This window comes from Amycolatopsis pigmentata (assembly GCF_042684065.1).
Classification (GTDB): domain Bacteria; phylum Actinomycetota; class Actinomycetes; order Mycobacteriales; family Pseudonocardiaceae; genus Amycolatopsis_E; species Amycolatopsis_E pigmentata.
The window spans coordinates 520293-535921 of sequence record NZ_JBHUKR010000021.1 but is presented as its reverse complement, the minus strand read 5'-3'; the positions used below and the strand labels follow the sequence as shown (position 1 = coordinate 535921).

Sequence of the window (15629 nt, the reverse complement as noted above, 5' to 3'; positions counted from 1 at the left end):
CGACAATAGCCCCGGTACCCTGCTCCGTCGAAGCCCCCGATCGTGAGTTGACGGGTCCACGATGGTGACCGACGATCGAGCCGTGCCCCTCGACCTCGCCGCCTTCAACCACGCGACGCCGGAGGAAGTGCGGCCGGTCCTCGCCGCGTGCCTGGCGGTCCCGCGCTGGGTGGACGCCGTGCTGGCCGGGCGGCCGTATCCCGACCGCGAGGCGCTGTTCACCTCAGCTCGGTTCCATCTGGGGGCACAGCCCCCCGACCCCCACTGGGGGCAAGCCCCCAGACCCCCTGAAAAAGCCCGTCTCACCCCGCCTGAGATCCGCCGCGCGGTCGCCGCACACCCTCGCATCGGCGAGCGCACCACCGGCGCCTCCGCGGCCGAGCAGTCCGGTGTGGACAGTGCCGCGGCCGAACGCTTCCGCGTGGCCAACGCCGAATACGAGCGGCGGTTCGGGCATGTGTACCTGGTGTGCGCGAGCGGCCGCGACGGGGACGAACTGCTCGCCGACCTGACCTCGCGGCTGGACCACGATCCCGAGACCGAACTGGAGGTGGCGGGGCGGGAACTGGCCAAGATCGCGCTGCTCCGCCTGGCCAAGGCGGTGACGACGTGAGCCTGGTGACCACGCACGTGCTCGATACGGCCGAGGGCAAACCGGCGGCGGGCATCGGGGTCCGGCTGGAGTCCGCGGGCGTGATCCTGGCCGAAGCGCGAACCGACGAGGACGGCCGAGTCCGCGACCTCGGCCCCGCCCGGCTGGAGCCGGGCATCTACCGGCTGGTCTTCGACACGGAAGGCCATCTCGGCGCACACGGTTTCTTCCCCGAAATCGTGGTCAGCTTCCGTGTCCTCGACGGCGAAGCGCACCACCACATCCCGGTCCTGCTCAGCCCTTTCGCGTACTCCACCTATCGAGGGAGCTGACCTTCCATGGCGATCAGGTTGGGGCCGAACTCCTACGGCAAGGCGGAAATCCGCCTCGTCACGGTCACGCGCGAGGACGAGGTCCATCGTCTCAAGGACCTCACCGTGTCCACGGCACTCCGCGGCGACCTGGCCGCGACGCATCTGACCGGCGACAACTCCGCGGTGGTCACCACCGACACCCAGAAGAACACCGTCTACGCCTTCGCCAAGGAGCGGCCGGTCGGCGAAATCGAAGACTTCGCGCTGCGGCTCGGCCGCCATTTCGTCCACGAGTTCAGCCATATCACCGCGGCCCGGATCGCCATCGACGAGCACGGCTGGGATCGGATCGCGGTGCGCGGCGAGCCGCACGAGCACGCCTTTTCCCGCTCCGGCGACGAAAAGCGGACGGCCGAGGTCACGGTCGGCACGGATCGGGCGTGGGTGGTGTCCGGGCTGAAGGACCTGGTGGTGCTCAAGTCGGCCGGCTCGGAGTTCCACGGTTTCCCGCGCGACAAGTACACGACCCTGCCCGAAACGGACGACCGCATCCTCGCCACCGCGGTCACCGCCCGCTGGCGCCATCAGGCTTCCGACACCGACTGGGGCGAGAGTTTCCGGGATATTCGCCGGATCCTGCTCGAAACCTTCGCCGGCCACCACAGCCTGTCCCTCCAGCAGACCCTGTACGCGATGGGCGAAGCGGTACTCCACCGGCGCCCGGAGGTCGCCGAAATCCGGTTGTCCCTGCCCAACAAGCACCACTTCGCCGTCGACCTGACTCCCTTCGGGCTGGCCAACGACAACGAGGTCTTCGTGGCGACCGACCGCCCGTACGGCCTGATCGAAGGCACAGTCCTGCGAGAAGACGCGGAAGACCCCGGACCAGCTTGGGATTTCAGGACCCCGTGAGGTGTTCGGGCCGGACGGGCACCCTGGTCAGTTCACGGCCAGTCGCGGCCCGGATCGCCGCGACGATCGCAGGCGTAGAGGAGATCGTCGGCGGTTCCCCGACACCGCGCAGCCCGTAGGGAGCGCGTGGATCCGGCAGTTCCAGCACGTCGATGTCCATCGGCGGAACGTCGAGAATGGTCGGGATCAGGTAGTCGGTGAAGGACGGGTTCGCGATCGTGCCGCCGGAGGTCTGGATCTCCTCCATCAGCGCGAGGCCGAGGCCCTGCGCCGACCCGCCCTGGATCTGCCCGAGCACGGCCTGCGGGTTCATCGCCTTGCCGACATCCTGGACGCAGTCCAGCGCGACCACCTTGACCAGTCCCAGCTCGGTGTCCACGTCCACGACGGCCCGATGCGCGGCGAACCCGTACTGCACGTGCGCGTTGCCCGCACCGGTCTCGGGGTCCAGGGTCTCGGTGGGCCGGTGCCGCCATTCCACCGTCTCGTCCAGCGCCTCGTCGCCGAGCACGTCCGCCAGTTCCGCGACCCTACCGTCTATTGTGGACACCAACTTGCCGCCCGCGAGGCTGAGTTCGCCTGTCATGCCGAGCTTCCGTCCGGCCCGTTCGGCCAGGGACGCTCGCACCGCCAGGCACGCGGCCCGCACCGCGCCCCCGGTGACGTAGGTCTGGCGCGACGCGGACGTGGAACCCGCGTTCCCGATCGTGGTGTCCACCGGCAGGATGGTGACCCGCTCGACACCGAGTTCGGTCCGCACGATCTGTTGCAACACGGTGACCAGGCCCTGCCCGACCTCGCACGCCGCCGTCCGCACCGTGGCCGCCGCCTCCCCGCCGACCACCTGCAGGCGCACCCGCGCGGTCGAGTAGTCGTCGAATCCCTCGGAGAAACAGATGTTCTTGACCCCGACCGCGTAACCGACTCCGCGCACGACGCCCTCCCCGTGCGTCGTGTTGGACACCCCGCCCGGCAATGTCCGCAGGTCACGCTCGCCCATGGGCTCGGGCGGCAACGGCTTGGCCTTCAGGCGCCGCAACAGCTCCGCGACCGGTGCCGGTGAGTCGATTACCTGACCGGTCGGCATCGCCGAGCCTTCGCTCAGCGCATTACGGACCCGCACCTCGACCGGATCGAGGCCGCATGCCTTGGCGAGCTTGTCCATTTGGGATTCGTAAGCGAAAGCCGCCTGTACCGCGCCGAAACCACGCATGGCCCCACAGGGCGGGTTGTTCGTGTACGCGCCCCAGCAGTCGATCGAGACGTTGGGCACGGCGTAGGGTCCGACGCCGAGCGTCGCGGCGTTCGCGACCACCGCGGAGGTCGACGAGGCGTAAGCACCACCGTCGAGGAAGATCCGCGCCTTGACGTAAACCAGCCTGCCGTCACGATCGGCGCCGTGCTCGTAGTGCAGCTTCGCCGGATGCCGGTGGACATGCCCGTAGAAGGATTCCTCGCGGTTGTAAACCATCTTCACCGGTTTCCCGGTATGCAAAGCGAGCAGGCAGGCATGGACCTGAATCGACAAATCTTCCCTGCCGCCGAAGGCACCGCCGACCCCGCCCAGCGTCAGCCGCACCTTGTCCTCCGGCAAGCCGAGCGCGGCCACGATCTGCCGCTGGTCCACGTGCAACCATTGGGTCGCCACATAGAGGTCGACCCCGCCGTCGGCGGCCGGGATCGCCAACCCGGACTCCGGTCCCAGAAATGCCTGGTCCTGCATGCCGACCTCATAGGCGCCGGTCACGACGACCTCGGCCCGCGCACCGGGATCACCGAAACGGACCGGCACATGACGCACGACGTTCCCGCCCGGATGCACCGCCGGCCCCTCCCCCGCGACCGCACACTCGGCGTCGACGACCGGTTCGAGGACCTGGTAGGAAACCTTGATCCGTTTCATCGCGCGACGCGCGGTTTCCGGATGGTCGGCCGCCACCAGCGCGACGGGTTCACCCTGGTAACGCACGACATCGGTGGCGAGCACCGGCTGATCGGGGCGCTCGAGCCCGTACCGGTTCACGCCGGGGACGTCCTCGTGCGTGAGCACCGCGTAAACCCCTTGTACGGCAAGAGCTTCGGTGATGTCGACGGCCGTGATCCGCGCGTGGGGATGCGGACTGCGCAACGTCACGCCCCAGAGCATGTCTTCGTGCCAGAGATCAGAAGAGAAGGCGAACTCACCACGGACCTTGACCGTGCCGTCCGGACGGCGTGGGCTGCCGCCGACTCCCGTCACCGTATCGGGGGCCCGGACAGGCGCCGCTACTGTGCCGGTCGTTACCAATCCGACCACAGCCACGGCGGAAATGGGGCCCTGTAAGCGATTCGGCTCCGGGCCGTCTCCGCCTACTTTTGGTCGGATTGCTAACTCGGACACCGCAACCTCCCACAGGCACGGGCGAGTTCACCAGCCACAGTGGACTCGTCCGCGGTACGCAGTTCCCCGTCCTCCACAACGGTTTCCCCGCCGACGAGCAGCAGCTTCACCGGAGGAACCGCCCCGAGGACCAGTGCGGCCACCGGGTCGTCGATGCCGGCGTGCGCGAGACCGCCGAGGTCCCACACCGCCAGGTCCGCGAGCTTGCCCGGCTCGATCGAACCGATTTCGCCTTCCCGGCCGAGACAACGCGCGCCGCCCATGGTCCCCATCCACAACGCCTCACGCACGCTCAAAGCCGTCGGGCCGCCGCGCTGTCGCGCCTGCACCAGCGACTGCCGCAGTTCCTCGCCCAAGCCGCCGGATTCGTTGGACGCCGCACCGTCCACGCCCAGGCCGACCGGCACGCGAGCGTCGAGCAGGTCGCGCACCGGTGCGATCCCCGTGCCGAGACGGCCGTTCGAGCTCGGGCAATGGGCTACTCCGGTGCCGGTCGCGCCCAGCCTGCGCACCGCCGCCGGAGCGAGGTGCACGGCGTGCGCGAGCCACACGTCGTCGGCGAGCCAACCGAGCTTGTCGGCGTATTCGGCCGGTGTGCACCCGAATTCGGCGAGGCATTGTTCCTCCTCGTCCCGCGTCTCGGCGAGGTGGGTGTGCAACCGGACTCCCTTGCGGCGGGCCAGTTCCGCGGCACCGGTCATCAGGGCCTCGGTGACGCTGAACGGCGAACAGGGCCCGGCCGCGATCCGGATCCGCGCGCCGCGTGCCGGATCGTGGTGGGTATCGATGGCGTGCTCGGTGCCCAGCAACGCGGCCTCGGTGTCCTCGGCCAGGTTGTCCGGCGGCAGGCCCCCGGCGGACCGGCCACGATCCATCGAACCCCGCACGACCTGCGCGCGGATTCCGACCCGGCGTACCGCCGCGACCAGCGCTTCGACCTGGTCCCCGCCCTCGGCGGGGAAGACGTAGTGATGGTCGGCGGCGCTCGTGCACCCGGTCGTGGCCAGTCGCGCCAGCCCGGCGGTCGCGGCCGCGTGGGTGATCTCGGCGTCGAGCCCCGCCCAGACGGGATACAACTCGGTCAGCCACTCGAACAGCGTCGAATCGGCCGCCAGGCCGCGGGTCGCCCACTGGTAAAGATGGTGGTGGGTGTTCACCAGACCCGGCGTGACCAGGCAGCCGGCCGCGTCCACCCGGTGGCCGTCGGCAACCGGGGCGGGGCCTTCGCCGACGGCGACGATGGTCTCCCCTTCCACGACCACATGCCCCGACCGGTATTCCGTGCCACCGGCGTCCACGGTGGCGATCGACGCGTTCTCGAGCGCGATCTTCATCGCGCCACCCCCTTGACCGCTTCGATGATCTTCTCGTAGCCGGTGCAGCGGCACAGGTTCCCCGCCAGCGCCTCGCGGATTTCCTCGTCGGACGGCCGCGGCACCCGGCGGAGCAGATCGTGCGCGGCGAGGACCAGACCGGGCGTGCAGAACCCGCACTGCACCGCACCGGCGTCCACAAAGGACTGTTGCACCGGGTCGAGCCGGTCCCCCTCGGCCAGTCCTTCGACCGTGCGTACGTCCCGGCCCTCGGCCTGGCCCGCGGCGACCAGGCACGCGCACACCGCGACATCGTCGAGATACACCGTGCACGAGCCGCATTCGCCCTGTTCACAAGCATTCTTCGAACCCGGGAGCCCGAGCCGTTCGCGGAGCACGTAGAGCAGGCTCTCGCCCTCCCACACGTCGTCAGCCTGCCGGGGTTCGCCGTTCACCGTGACCTTCACGCGCAAGAGCGATCACTTCCCGGGTGGTCGTGCCAGACCCAGCCAAGGGCACGGCGGGCGAGCACGGCCAGTGCGTGCCTTCGGTAGGCCGAGGTCCCCCGGACGTCGTCGATCGGGGCCGCGGCCGCGGCGACGAGGTCACCGAACCGGCGGACGAGACCCTCCCCGAGCGGCCCGGACGATCCCCACGGCAGTTCGGCGTTGACGAACTCTTCGGCCTCGTACGCCCGGCGCGGCGTGGGCGCCGCGGACCCGATCGCCGCCCGCACCCGGCCGTCCTCCAGCGCGATCGCGAACGAACACACCGCGATCACCATCGCGTTCCGGGTGCCGACCTTGGCGAACTGCTGCGGCCCGGTGGCGGCGGGCAGGTGCACCGCGGTGATCAACTCGTCCTCGGTGAGGGCGTTGCGCTTGACGCCGACGTAGAAGTCCTCGGCCGGGATGCGCCGGGTGCCCCGGACCGACGCGACCTCCACCTCGGCGCCGGTCACCAGCAGCACCGGATGGGTGTCCCCGGCGGGGGAGGCCGCGCCGAGGTTGCCGCCGACCGTGCCGCGGTTGCGAATCTGCGGTGAACCGACCGTGCGCGAGGCCATCGCCAGCGCGGGCAACCGCTCCCCCAGTTCCGTGATCAGGCGGGTGTAGGGCACGCCCGCGCCGAGCCGGACCTGGCTGCCCTCGGCGGACCACCGGGAAAGCTCCGCGATTCCGGTGAGGTCGAGAAGCGCTGTCGGCCTACGGTGGTCGAAGTTGACCTCGACCATGACGTCGGTGCCCCCCGCGATGGGCACCGCGTCCGGCCGCGCCGCCTTGAGGGCCAGCGCCTCACCGAGAGTGGTCGGTCGCAGGAAGTCCACACTGCCAGTAGACCTCCGGTTGCCGCGCCGGCACAACGGCGCGGAAGTATGAACACCGGACGGCCACGGTGACCTGGTCGACCCGCCGCTCAGGTGCGCCGCGCGGCCCAGACGACACGTTCGGTGCGCACTCCCAGGTCGTCACGCCGCAGGATGCTGCCGGGGCTGTCGGTATCGAGAAGTTGGTCCAGCACCGCGAGATCGTCGGCCGAAAGCGCATCGGCGACGGTGCCGCGCAAGCGGCGCAGACTGCTCAACGCATAGCGGCCAACCGCTTCGGAGCGGGAGTGCTCGATCTCGACGGTGATCGTCCGTTCACCTTCGAGGGTGAACCCGGCGGCGGCCAGCTTGGCACCCCAGTCGGCGCCACGGTGGGGTAGGTGCTCGGCATGATGGCGGTCGATCGCGGCGTGTAAGCGCTCCTCCAAGCCAGGGCGATTCTCGGGAGCGCCGGCGGGCAGGAACCGGGGAAAGGCGGCGAGTTCGACGACCGCGAAAAGCCCGCCGGGGGTGAGCGTCTCGCGGACCTGGCGCAGTGTCCGGTCGGGATCGGCCATGTGGTGCAGGGAGGCCGATGCCCACACCAGGTCGGGCTCGCCGAGTTCCGGCCACGTCGCGTCGAGATCGGCCTGGACGGTGCGTACCCGGTCGGCCAACCCGTTCTCGCGGGCCTTTTCCTGTAGGCGACGCAGATGGTCGGCGGAGGAGTCGACGGCGGTGACCTGCGCTTCCGGGAAACGGGCGAGCAAAGCGAAGGTTCCGGTACCGGTCCCGCAGCCCAGATCCACGATCTGCCGGGCACTGGCCTCGACAGGCAGCCACGCGGTGATGGACGCGATGTGTTCGGCGAGCACTTCCGCGTCGAGATCGAGGATCTCCGCCTGGACGTCGGTGTCATGGTCGTGGTGTTCGTGCTGGTGCTGCGTGCCATGGTGATGGGCGGCGTGCGTCATGGCGCCACGGTAAGTCGTCCATGCGCTGGAAGCACTACCTCTTGCCTTGATGGCAAGGTAATGGCCTCACGGCCCGCTGAACACGCAAGCGTCCTGGCGTGCGGTCGGTCCTCGGGTTTTTCGATTGCGGCCCTCACCGCGGCTGAACGAGCATGGCTCGATGGCGCTACCGGAGATTCGTTTCGTCGAACTGGGTGCCACGGCGATGTCCGCGCTTGCCGAGGGCGACTTGGCCAAGGCCGGACGCTTGGCCGGGGTCTCGCTGACCGAGTACTTCCTGACCGATCAGGCGCGGTGGTTATGGCAGTACCGATTGGCGCAGATCGCCGCGGACCCGCACAACGCGCGGTGGATGGCGAGGCAGGCGGTCGTCGGTGGCGATGACGTGGTCGTCGGACATGCCGGGTTCCACGGCCCGCCCGGCGAATCCGGCATGGTCGAGATCGGTTACGCCGTGGATCCCGCTTTCCGTCGCCGCGGATATGCCAGGGCCTCACTGGTCGAACTGTTGCGCAGGGCCGCCGCGGAACCCGGCGTCAGCACGGTCCGTGCGGCCATCAGACCGGACAACGTCGCCTCGCTGGCCACGATCGCGGGCTTCGGGTTCGTGCGGAGCGGCGAGCAGTGGGACGACGAAGACGGCCTCGAGCTCATCTTCGAAAAACCGATATCCGCCTCCGGACACGCATAAGGGGTCAACGGTCCTCGTCGTTCCGGTGCCCTCGCCGGGCATCGCGATCGAAGATGCCCAGGATTTCGCATGGACCCGCCTCGGCCCCGAGCGCGTGCGGAAGCATGGTCGGAAACTCCGCGGCCTGGTTGGTCTCCACCCGGAAACGGCGGTTTCCCAGTAGCAGCACGGCGGTCCCGGAGAGGATGACAAGCCATTCGCGCCCGGGGTGCGCGCGCAGGCGTGCGGGGTTGTCCGGCGGCGGGCCCGTCAAGCGCTGGCGGATGACGGTCATGCCGGGTTCCGCCTTGATCGGCCACCGCATGCGCCCATGGGCCGCGTCGATCACCGGACTGGAGATCACATCGTCGGTGTCCGTCTCGACCAGCTGATCGAGAGTGGTGTCGAGAGCGCGGGCGAGGGTGACGAGTTGATCCAGGGCGAGGCGTCGCTGACCGTTCTCGATCCGGCTGAGCGAGGACGGGCTGATCCGCGCACGGGCGGCCAACTCCTCCAGGGACCAGCCCTGCGCCACTCGCAAGGCCCGGACGCGTTTGCGCACCAGGCTGTCCAGCTCGTCATCCTTTTGCGTCATAGGCATGATTGTATGCCTTCTGCGCAAGTAGCTCCTACGCTCGGTGGTGTACCGCCCCAACGAGGGCCCCGGAGAACAAGGACGCTGCCATGCCTGGAACAACCACTCTCCCGAACGAGATCGTCGACGCCGTGGTGATCGGCGGGGGCGCCGCGGGCCTGAACGGCGCGCTGATGCTGGCCCGCTCGCGCCGCTCGGTCGTCGTGATCGACAGCGGCACTCCGCGCAACGCACCGGCCGAAGGCGTACACGGGTTGCTCGGTTTGGACGGCACCCCACCGGCGGAACTGCTGCGTCGCGGACGGGAGGAGGTGACCCGCTACGGCGGCCGGTTCGTGCCCGGCGAGGTGACCTCCGCAGCTCCAGCCTCGCCCGAAGGTGACCTTCGCTTCACCATCACCCTGGCCGATGGTGAAGTCCTGCGAACGCGGCGGGTCCTGGTCGCCACCGGGCTACGGGACGTGCTGCCCGACATCCCCGGACTCGCCCGGCACTGGGGACACAGCGTGGTGCACTGCCCGTACTGCCACGGGTGGGAGGTACGCGACGAAGCCATCGGCATCCTCGCCGTCGGCCCGGCCTCGGTCCATCACGCCCTGCTGTTCCGTCAGCTGACCGAAGACCTGGTGTACTTCACCCGCGGCACCGACCTCGATGAGGACACGCGCGCCCGGTTCGCGGCTCGCGACATCCGTGTCGTCGACATCCCCGTCGCGGAGGTCGAGTCCGACGACAACGGCATCACGGGTGTGCGGCTGGCCGATGGAAATGTAGTGCCGCGGCGCGTCCTCGCGGTCGCCACCACACTGCTGGCTCGCACCGACGGCCTCGAAGGCCTCGGACTACCGATGGAGGATCTGCCCGGCGGCATGGGCCGCCACTTCGTCACCGGCATGGCCGGTAGCACCGAAGTGCCAGGTGTGTGGGTGGCGGGCAATGCCACGGACCCGATGGCACAAGTCGGTGCCTCGGCCGCGGCGGGAGCCCTCGCCGGCGCCCACATGAACGCCGACCTCGTCAACGCCGACACCAACGCCGCCCTGGCTGCCGCACTGTCCGGCACTCTCACCTGAGCGTCATGAGGAAGCCCGTCCGGCGAATTCTGTAAGCGCTTTCTCGACAAGCCGATCACCGTCGATATGCGAGCAATACCGGCGCAGTGAACGTTCGATCCCATGGGCTATCCGAGAGGATGAACGGTATGACTGGCGAGAACGCCTCCCAGGCCCGGTTCCGTGAACTCGTTGCCGCCCACTGGGCGACGGTGGACAACGGTGATACCAAGACCCCGGACCACCGAGCCGAAGAACTCAACCAGTTGGTCAGGAAAGCCGCCGAGAACGGGAAGACCGGCGCGCTGCTTCTCCCCTTGCTGTTCGAGACAGAGTCCTCGGCGGTGCGTGTCGCGGCGGCGACCTGCCCACCCTGGTGCACCATCAGCCCTACCCACACGGACTTCCCCGAGGACCGCATCCACCGCCCCGACCTCAAACTCGCGACCGTCAGACTGACAACAAGCAACCCCATCCGCTGCCTGCGCGCGGACGGAAATTGGTACTTCGAACCGCCTGAAATCCACATCGACCTCGAACAACACGTCCGAGAGACCACACCACGCATCCTGCTCACCGAGGTCAACTCCCCCGGCTACAGCCTCATCCCTACCGAAGCATTCACAATCGGCCGCGCCCTCATAAACGCCGGAAAGCTCGCCGACAAAAACCGCCCGATCAAGCTAATACCCCGTAGGGCTTCAGAAAGCTCCGCAAAAGGGTTGCCTCGCACGAGCCAGTGCGAGGCAACCCTTCGCCAGTTCCTGGATGGATCGCACAGGCTCATCTATCGGCCGGACGACTGGCCAGCCGTAGTGGTGCGATTACATCAGGGTGTCGCCCGGGCTCGCAGCCAGGCGCGGTCGAAGGGCAGTTCGTCCTCGTCGACGGCGCCGCAGTCGAGGCCTCGAAGGAGAAAGGCGGACAGCGCGCGTACGGTGGCGGGCTCGTCCAAGACGGCGCCGGCCGCCTGGGCGGCATAGCCACGCAGGCGCGCCACCGCTGACGGCAGGTTCTCGCGGAAAAAAGCGTAAGTGGCGGCGAACCGGGTCGGCAACTGGTGGGGATGCAGGTCCCAGCCTTGGTAGAAGCCGCGTTCGAGGGAACGGCGTACCAAGCGCAGGTGCTCCCGCCAGGCGGGCAGGACGGCGTCACCGACCGGCAGCCGGTTGGTCGAGCCGTCGGACAGGCGTATTCCGGTGCCCGCCGCGGCGACCTGCATGAACGCCTTCGCGAAGTCCGCCGCCGGATGGTCCATGCTCTGGTAGGCGCCCGCGATGCCGAGGGCCGCGCTGTAGTCGTACGTGCCGTAGTGCAGGCCGACACACCGGCCGGCGGCCGCCGAGATGATCGACGCGATCGCGATCCGGCCGTCAGCGTCCACAATGGACTGCGGTGTCTCGATCTGCACCTCGAACCGCAACGCGCCTTCGGCCAGTCCGTAGGCCGCTTCGAGAGTGCCGAGCACGTCGACCAGGACGGCGACCTGCGCCACCGCCGTCACCTTCGGCAGCGTCACCACGAACCCGGGCGGGAGTTCACCGCCGAGTCCGTCGAGGAACACGTCCAACGTCCGGATTCCCCGACGCCGGGTGCTCGCCTCGAAACTTTTGAACCGGATGCCGGTGAACGGCGTGCCCGGAGAGCAGACGAGAACGCGGGCGCACGCCAGCGCGTCCGCGTCTTCGGTTTCGTCACCCGGGTTGCCGTAACCGTCTTCGAAGTCGATCCGCAGATCCTCGATCGGTTCCACGGCAAGCTTGCGACGCACTCGGTCGGCGATACCGGGTTCGAGCCCCAGCGCGTCGCCGTGCCCGGCGAACACCACGCGGGCTTGCTCACCCCATCGCTCGACCACGCCACCGGAAAACCGGTGCGCCGGAACGTAGACGGTGTGCACCGGCTGCCGCCCGGCCCGCTCACCCGGATAACGCGCCGCCACCTGCGCGTCCACTTCGGACAGACGGGCGTCGGCGGCGGCATAGACCGAGCCGGGAAGCCGGCCAGGGGCTTCGCCCGGCTCGGTCATGTCCGCGGTTTCCCTTTCCTGGTCAGGAAATCCGCTCGTAGGCGGGCAGGGTCAAGAAGTCCGGGAACTCGTCGGCCAGCGCGACCTGCTCGAACAGCTCGACCGCGGTGTCCAGGTGCTCCGCCGGGACGACGCCGTCGAGTTCCTTGCGCACCTCGTCGAGCACCGTGCGCACCAGCTCCTCGGTGACCTTGGTGCCGTCGGACAACTCGACGCCGTTGCGCACCCACTGCCAGATCTGGGACCGCGAGATCTCGGCGGTCGCGGCGTCCTCCATCAGGTTGTGGATCGCCGCCGCGCCATTGCCGCCCAGCCAGGACGCGAGGTACCGGACCCCGACATCGACCGCACCGCGCAACCCCGCTTCGGTCGCTTCGCCCTCGGTCGCGGCGACGTTGAGCAACTGGTCGGCGGTCACGCTGACCTCGTCGCGCGTGCGCTCGAGCTGGTTCGGCCGATCCCCGAGGACCTTGTCGAACTCCTCGGCACAGATGCCCACCATGCCGGGGTGCGCGACCCAGGACCCGTCGAAACCGTCGCCGGCCTCGCGGGCCTTGTCGTCCCGGACCTTGGCGAAGGCTCCCTCGTTGACCTCCGGGTCCTTGCTCGGGATGAACGCGGCCATCCCGCCGATCGCGAAAGCTCCGCGCTTGTGGCAGGTGCGCACCAGCAATTCGGTGTAGGCGCGCATGAACGGCGCGGTCATGGTGACGCTGTTGCGGTCCGGCAGGACGAACTTCTTACCGGCGTCACGGAAGTACTTGATGATGCTGAACAGGTAGTCCCAGCGGCCCGCGTTGAGGCCTGAGGCATGCTCGCGCAGTTCGTAGAGGATCTCCTCCATCTCGAAAGCGGCCGGGATGGTCTCGATCAGCACGGTCGCGCGGATCGTGCCGTGCTCGATACCCAGTTCCTTTTCGGCGTAGCTGAAAACGTCGTTCCACAGCCGCGCTTCGAGGTGGCTTTCCATCTTCGGCAGGTAGAAGTACGGGCCCTTGTCGGCGGCGAGCAGGGCGCGCACGTTGTGGAAGAAGTAGAGACCGAAGTCGACGAGCGCGCCGACCGCCTTGCGGCCGTCGAAGGTGATGTTCCGCTCGTCGAGATGCCAGCCGCGAGGACGCACGACGATGGTCGCGTGCTCGACATCGTCCCGCAGCGCGTAGTGCTTGCCGCCGCTGTCCAGCTCGATGGTGCCGCGGATGGCGTCGTGGAGGTTGACCTGACCGGCCACCACGTTGGCCCAGTGCGGGGTGTTGGCGTCCTCGAAGTCGGCCAGCCACACCTTCGCGCCCGAGTTGAGGGCGTTGATGGTCATCTTGCGGTCGGTGGGGCCGGTGATCTCGACCCGCCGGTCGCGCAGGGCCGGCGGCGCCACGGCGACCTGCCACTCGGACTCGCGGATCTCCTTGGTCTCGGCCAGGAAGTCGAGCTTGCCGGTGCGCTTGGCTTCTTCCCGGCGCTTCCCGCGAGCCTGGAGGAGCTCGTCCCGTCGCGCCGCGAAGTTGTCGTGCAAGCCGGCCAGGAACTCCAGGGCCGCCTTGGAAAGGACGCGCTCAACTCCATCAACCTTGCCACCGACCACCCGGGCTTCAGACATGGGGGACACTCCCAAAGACGTCCGTACGTTTTTACATCTCGGACTATAGTTTCTGCATAGCGGAAGCTCAAACGCGAGGAGAGTCGGGTGACCGAAGAGAAGGGCGGGCGTGACGGAAGCGTCCAGTCGCTCCGCCGCGCCTTCGAACTGCTGGAACGGCTGGCCGACACCGGTGGTGAAGCGAGTTTGTCCGAGCTGGCGGCGAGTTCGGGGCTTCCCATGCCGACGATCCACCGGCTGATCCGCACGCTGGTGGCACTGGGCTATGTGCGGCAGAACACCAACCGGCGCTACGCGCTGGGCGGCCGTCTCATCCGGCTGGGGGAAAACGCGAGCATGCAGTTCGGGGTCTGGGCACGGCCGCTGCTCGCCGAACTGGTCGACGAAGTCGGCGAGACCGCCAACCTCGCGGTGCTGGAGCGCGATGAAGTGGTTTACGTCTCGCAGGTGCCGTCGAAGCACTCGATGCGGATGTTCACCGAAGTCGGCCGCCGGGTCCTGCCGCACGGCACCGGGGTGGGAAAGGCGATCCTGTCGCAGCTCCCCACCGAGGAGGTCCGTGCCCTGCTGAAACGGACCGGCATGCCCGCCTACACCGAGCACACCTGCACCGACCCCGACATCCTGCTGACCCACCTGGCGAAGGTCGCGGAGCTCGGCTATGCCATGGACGAAAGCGAGCAGGAACTAGGAGTGCGCTGTGTCGCCGCCCCTCTGACCGGCACCCCGGCCCGCGCGGCGGTCTCGGTCTCGGGTCCGGAAGGCAGGCTCACCAAGGAAGCGGTCGACCGGATCGCCCCGGTCGTCCAGCGCATCGCGGCGACCCTGTCCGCCCACCTGGCCGTGACCGAACTCACCGCCCCGAACTGAACTCAGCGAGAGCGCCCGAACACGTCGAACTCTTCGAAGAATTCGTCCTCCTGGGCGGCGGCACGCCGACGGACCGGCGCCGGGGGCGGACCGGGATCGTGAGGCCGTCGGTCGCCGAACAGTTCCCCGTCGGAGGTCAGCACCTTGTCCAGCAATGCGGTGTCGCCCAGCCCCCGCCGGACCACCTCGGCCTGCAACCGGGCTGCCGACGCGCGAGCCGCCGCCAGCGTGTGGGTGACCACGGCCGACAACGCCTCGGGCGACGCCGTCCGGACCCGGTCGGTGAAGGTGACCGACTTGATCTCCCCGCCCGCGGCGGCGACCACGGTCACGATCCCGTCCGGAGAGGCGACCGTGGCCTCGACCGTCTTCAGCTCGTCACTCATCCGCTGGTAGGACTCGGCGCGCCGCTGGTTGTCCGCGGCCGCCTCGTCGATCGCTTCGATCCTGCGCAGGAGTTCCTCGGCCTGTTCGCTCACGACGCGCCTTCCGGCCGGATGGTCGAAACGAACTGCTGGAACTCCTCCAAGAGATTGTCGAACTGCTCGGGCAGGGCGCTCAGCACGATATGGAGCACCGCTCGGCGATCCTTGTGCTCGGTGTCCCGCATCGCGAGGAACACCTGGAACTGACCGATTTCCGTCGGCGTGCCGTGTAGGTCGACCGTCATCCGGACGGCCTGCGTCAAGCCCGGATTCGCCGTCGAGCCCACCTCGTTCCGGCGGCCCAGTTCCACGTCACGCGCGCCGGTACGCAGTTTTTCGACCGCCTCGTCCGCGATGCGCGGCAGCGGCACGTCGTCTTCACGCAGCTCACCACTGATGGTGATGTTGGCGGTGAACCCCTCCACGGGCGGTGGACGCAGGGCCACGAAAGCGGCCTCCGCCGCGTTCACCTCGTCAGGGGGGACCGACCGCCAGCCCTCGGGCAACGAGAACTGGATCGGCACGGGAATGGTTGCCACCATGGCGAAATCCTCCGAAATCGTTTGTCACTACTGTGCCGATCGTTACCAATCCGACCAC

General features: G+C 68.6%; 16 protein-coding genes. 6 read left to right on the top strand and 10 right to left on the bottom strand.

Annotation, left to right across the window (positions count from 1 at the left end):
* Positions 1–61: 61 nt before the first annotated feature.
* From ACFSXZ_RS33755 to pucL, 3 genes are read left to right on the top strand one after another with little or no spacing between them, the layout of a single operon-like run.
* Complete coding sequence (locus ACFSXZ_RS33755) at positions 62–613, top strand: 2-oxo-4-hydroxy-4-carboxy-5-ureidoimidazoline decarboxylase (RefSeq protein WP_378269803.1); 552 nt, start codon at positions 62–64, stop codon at positions 611–613.
* Positions 610–924 (top strand): hydroxyisourate hydrolase, encoded by a 315-nt coding sequence (gene uraH, locus ACFSXZ_RS33750; protein WP_378269802.1) that lies wholly within the window; start codon positions 610–612, stop codon positions 922–924. Before ACFSXZ_RS33755 ends, uraH begins: the two co-directional genes overlap by 4 nt.
* Positions 925–930: 6 nt before the next feature.
* Entirely contained in the window at positions 931–1818 is an 888-nt protein-coding gene (pucL, locus tag ACFSXZ_RS33745) for a factor-independent urate hydroxylase (RefSeq protein ID WP_378269801.1), read from the top strand.
* On the opposite strand, the gene pucD is transcribed toward pucL, so the two are convergent.
* From pucD to ACFSXZ_RS33720, 5 genes are all read right to left on the bottom strand, one after another.
* Positions 1805–4057, bottom strand: coding sequence for a xanthine dehydrogenase subunit D (pucD, locus tag ACFSXZ_RS33740; protein ID WP_378269800.1), 2253 nt, complete (start codon positions 4055–4057; stop codon positions 1805–1807). The genes pucL and pucD overlap by 14 nt on opposite strands.
* A gap of 128 nt (positions 4058–4185) precedes the next feature.
* Positions 4186–5532: an 8-oxoguanine deaminase gene (locus ACFSXZ_RS33735; protein ID WP_378269799.1), complete on the bottom strand. Its 1347-nt coding sequence runs from the start codon at positions 5530–5532 to the stop codon at positions 4186–4188.
* Entirely contained in the window at positions 5529–5984 is a 456-nt protein-coding gene (locus ACFSXZ_RS33730; RefSeq protein ID WP_378269798.1) for a (2Fe-2S)-binding protein, read from the bottom strand. The genes ACFSXZ_RS33735 and ACFSXZ_RS33730 overlap by 4 nt, the downstream gene beginning before the upstream one ends.
* The gene (locus ACFSXZ_RS33725) at positions 5975–6838 is read right to left on the bottom strand and encodes an FAD binding domain-containing protein (RefSeq protein WP_378269796.1); all 864 of its coding nucleotides are present in this window, start codon (positions 6836–6838) and stop codon (positions 5975–5977) included. The genes ACFSXZ_RS33730 and ACFSXZ_RS33725 overlap by 10 nt, the downstream gene beginning before the upstream one ends.
* Before the next feature lie 89 nt (positions 6839–6927).
* Positions 6928–7791 (bottom strand): class I SAM-dependent methyltransferase, encoded by an 864-nt coding sequence (locus ACFSXZ_RS33720; RefSeq protein ID WP_378269794.1) that lies wholly within the window; start codon positions 7789–7791, stop codon positions 6928–6930.
* A 160-nt stretch (positions 7792–7951) separates the two neighbouring features.
* On the opposite strand from ACFSXZ_RS33720, the gene ACFSXZ_RS33715 reads away from it, so the two are divergent.
* Entirely contained in the window at positions 7952–8482 is a 531-nt protein-coding gene (locus ACFSXZ_RS33715; protein ID WP_378269793.1) for a GNAT family N-acetyltransferase, read from the top strand.
* A gap of 4 nt (positions 8483–8486) precedes the next feature.
* On the opposite strand, the gene ACFSXZ_RS33710 is transcribed toward ACFSXZ_RS33715, so the two are convergent.
* Complete coding sequence (locus ACFSXZ_RS33710; protein ID WP_378269792.1) at positions 8487–9056, bottom strand: helix-turn-helix domain-containing protein; 570 nt, start codon at positions 9054–9056, stop codon at positions 8487–8489.
* Positions 9057–9145: 89 nt separating this feature from the next.
* Between ACFSXZ_RS33710 and ACFSXZ_RS33705 the strand changes: the two genes are divergently transcribed.
* A complete protein-coding gene (locus ACFSXZ_RS33705) occupies positions 9146–10129 on the top strand; it encodes an NAD(P)/FAD-dependent oxidoreductase (RefSeq protein ID WP_378269791.1) in 984 nt (327 codons plus the stop codon).
* An 808-nt stretch (positions 10130–10937) separates the two neighbouring features.
* Here ACFSXZ_RS33705 and ACFSXZ_RS33700 read toward each other — a convergent pair.
* Positions 10938–12137 carry a DUF6986 family protein gene (locus ACFSXZ_RS33700; RefSeq protein WP_378269790.1) on the bottom strand — a complete coding sequence of 400 codons (1200 nt, stop codon included), beginning with the start codon at positions 12135–12137 and terminating at the stop codon, positions 10938–10940.
* Positions 12138–12159: 22 nt separating this feature from the next.
* Positions 12160–13734, bottom strand: a complete 1575-nt coding sequence (aceB, locus tag ACFSXZ_RS33695; RefSeq protein ID WP_378269788.1) for a malate synthase A — start codon at positions 13732–13734, stop codon at positions 12160–12162.
* A gap of 87 nt (positions 13735–13821) precedes the next feature.
* Between aceB and ACFSXZ_RS33690 the strand changes: the two genes are divergently transcribed.
* Positions 13822–14604, top strand: a complete 783-nt coding sequence (locus tag ACFSXZ_RS33690) for an IclR family transcriptional regulator (protein WP_378269787.1) — start codon at positions 13822–13824, stop codon at positions 14602–14604.
* Between the two features lie 2 nt (positions 14605–14606).
* Here the strand turns inward: ACFSXZ_RS33690 and ACFSXZ_RS33685 are convergent, their stop codons facing one another.
* Together ACFSXZ_RS33685 and ACFSXZ_RS33680 are read right to left on the bottom strand one after the other, a co-directional pair.
* On the bottom strand, positions 14607–15083 hold the full coding sequence (locus ACFSXZ_RS33685) for a YbaB/EbfC family nucleoid-associated protein (RefSeq protein ID WP_378269786.1): 477 nt from the start codon (positions 15081–15083) through the stop codon (positions 14607–14609).
* A complete protein-coding gene (locus ACFSXZ_RS33680) occupies positions 15080–15571 on the bottom strand; it encodes a hypothetical protein (protein ID WP_378269784.1) in 492 nt (163 codons plus the stop codon). Before ACFSXZ_RS33680 ends, ACFSXZ_RS33685 begins: the two co-directional genes overlap by 4 nt.
* Between the last annotated feature and the right edge of the window lie 58 nt (positions 15572–15629).

Excerpts from the sequence above, each read along its gene's own strand:
- ACFSXZ_RS33755 (WP_378269803.1), top strand. The coding sequence starts at position 62 with ATGGTGACCGACGATCGAGCCGTGCCCCTCGACCTCGCCGCCTTCAAC.
- pucL (WP_378269801.1), top strand. The coding sequence starts at position 931 with ATGGCGATCAGGTTGGGGCCGAACTCCTACGGCAAGGCGGAAATCCGC.
- ACFSXZ_RS33735 (WP_378269799.1), bottom strand. The coding sequence starts at position 5,532 with ATGAAGATCGCGCTCGAGAACGCGTCGATCGCCACCGTGGACGCCGGT.
- ACFSXZ_RS33720 (WP_378269794.1), bottom strand. The coding sequence starts at position 7,791 with ATGACGCACGCCGCCCATCACCATGGCACGCAGCACCAGCACGAACAC.
- ACFSXZ_RS33715 (WP_378269793.1), top strand. The coding sequence starts at position 7,952 with ATGGCGCTACCGGAGATTCGTTTCGTCGAACTGGGTGCCACGGCGATG.
- ACFSXZ_RS33710 (WP_378269792.1), bottom strand. The coding sequence starts at position 9,056 with ATGACGCAAAAGGATGACGAGCTGGACAGCCTGGTGCGCAAACGCGTC.
- ACFSXZ_RS33705 (WP_378269791.1), top strand. The coding sequence starts at position 9,146 with ATGCCTGGAACAACCACTCTCCCGAACGAGATCGTCGACGCCGTGGTG.
- ACFSXZ_RS33700 (WP_378269790.1), bottom strand. The coding sequence starts at position 12,137 with ATGACCGAGCCGGGCGAAGCCCCTGGCCGGCTTCCCGGCTCGGTCTAT.
- aceB (WP_378269788.1), bottom strand. The coding sequence starts at position 13,734 with ATGTCTGAAGCCCGGGTGGTCGGTGGCAAGGTTGATGGAGTTGAGCGC.
- ACFSXZ_RS33680 (WP_378269784.1), bottom strand. The coding sequence starts at position 15,571 with ATGGTGGCAACCATTCCCGTGCCGATCCAGTTCTCGTTGCCCGAGGGC.